This is a genomic window from Thiorhodococcus mannitoliphagus, assembly GCF_010915725.1.
Classification (GTDB): domain Bacteria; phylum Pseudomonadota; class Gammaproteobacteria; order Chromatiales; family Chromatiaceae; genus Thiorhodococcus; species Thiorhodococcus mannitoliphagus.
Genome location: NZ_JAAIJR010000342.1, coordinates 1 through 1224 on the forward strand (window position 1 = coordinate 1; position 1224 = coordinate 1224).

Genomic DNA, 1224 nt, shown 5'->3' on the forward strand with positions numbered 1-1224 from the left:
CGGACCCGGCGCCGGATGACGTCCGCCAGCTTTTTCCGCCATTCGTCGTGCCGCGGGTGTCAGGGGATGCGGCCCTGGTGGTTCGCCAGGACCGCTGCCAGCATTGAGGCGGAAACCACCGGGACGCCTCCCTAGCGGTCGCGCTCGAAATCGGAGTCGCCGGTGACGATGAGATCCGGCGCCGGCCGGGTAGTCGCCAGGGCGACGAACGGTGCGTCCTTGGGGTCCCGAATGTGCTCGGCGACGGTCCCAGGCGTGACCAGATCTGCGATCAAGTCAAGCCGTGCAAGCAGGGCTTCTGGCCGGATCGCAGCGCGGCTAAGAGAGCGCCCATCAATTATTTCCCGATGCGAGCGATCCCGCCCGAAATCCCCCCTGGCCCCCCTTTGCGAAAGGGGGGAAGTTGTTGATGGACGCTTTCTAAGGAAGCGTTGGAGCCGTGGACGAGCAAGCACGTCCTGCAGCTCAGCCAGGGTCTCGCTGCTGAAGACAGGGGTGATTCTGCCTTCGATCACCGCATCGACGGCGCCGGGCGCCCCGCGCGGATTGATCAGTCCGGAGACGAAGACGTTGGTGTCAACGACGACGCGCACGCTCGGTACGAGCCTCGTCGACGATGGCTCCAATCTCCGCGTCGCTGGGCGCGTCCGACTTGACTGCCGCCCGGATGCGCTCGACCAACGCTCGGAGTTCTTCGCGTGCCTGGGCTTGATCCCGCGACTCCACGATGAGGCCCCCTTTGATGCGGCGAACGATCGCGGTCGGCCCCAGTCCATCGATGTACTGAGGGGGGATCAGCAGTCCGTCGGGCTCGATTTTGATGTCGGTCATTTCCCGGTTCATCGTTATGGCGTGCTCAATCTCTCAAGTTTACGGCAAGTTTTGCGATGCCGGCGGAGTAAAATAGGCGACGCACCACCATTCGCTCGCTTGAGATCGGCCCGTCCCGGTCTTCGCCCAGGCGTAGAGGAAAAACACCCGGCATCAGGATAGGTGGGCAATTTCAGCGTCCGCTTATGACTCCTTTCTAGCCAGCTCGCCACGGAACGCCGATGACCGCTCCTGGCCGGTTGCTGCCATAACGAAGGCCCAAGACGGGCATCGTCGTGGCTAACACGCCTCGACAACAGCGGTGGCGGAAACTGGTAGGTCTAGCGGAAATTATTCTGAGAAAAATTCGCGTAATAGCGTGAGCGACAACAGCGGTTCGCCCGATGCCGGGCG

At 62.8% G+C, this 1224-nt stretch carries 2 protein-coding genes; both read right to left on the minus strand.

The features are described from left to right. Nucleotides 1-131: 131 nt before the first annotated feature. Complete coding sequence (locus G3480_RS26750; protein WP_164657225.1) at nucleotides 132-593, minus strand: putative toxin-antitoxin system toxin component, PIN family; 462 nt, start codon at nucleotides 591-593, stop codon at nucleotides 132-134. Then, nucleotides 577-831: a hypothetical protein gene (locus tag G3480_RS26755; RefSeq protein ID WP_164657226.1), complete on the minus strand. Its 255-nt coding sequence runs from the start codon at nucleotides 829-831 to the stop codon at nucleotides 577-579. Before G3480_RS26755 ends, G3480_RS26750 begins: the two co-directional genes overlap by 17 nt. Nucleotides 832-1224 lie beyond the last annotated feature (393 nt).

Excerpts from the sequence above, each read along its gene's own strand:
- G3480_RS26755 (WP_164657226.1), bottom strand. The coding sequence starts at position 831 with ATGACCGACATCAAAATCGAGCCCGACGGACTGCTGATCCCCCCTCAG.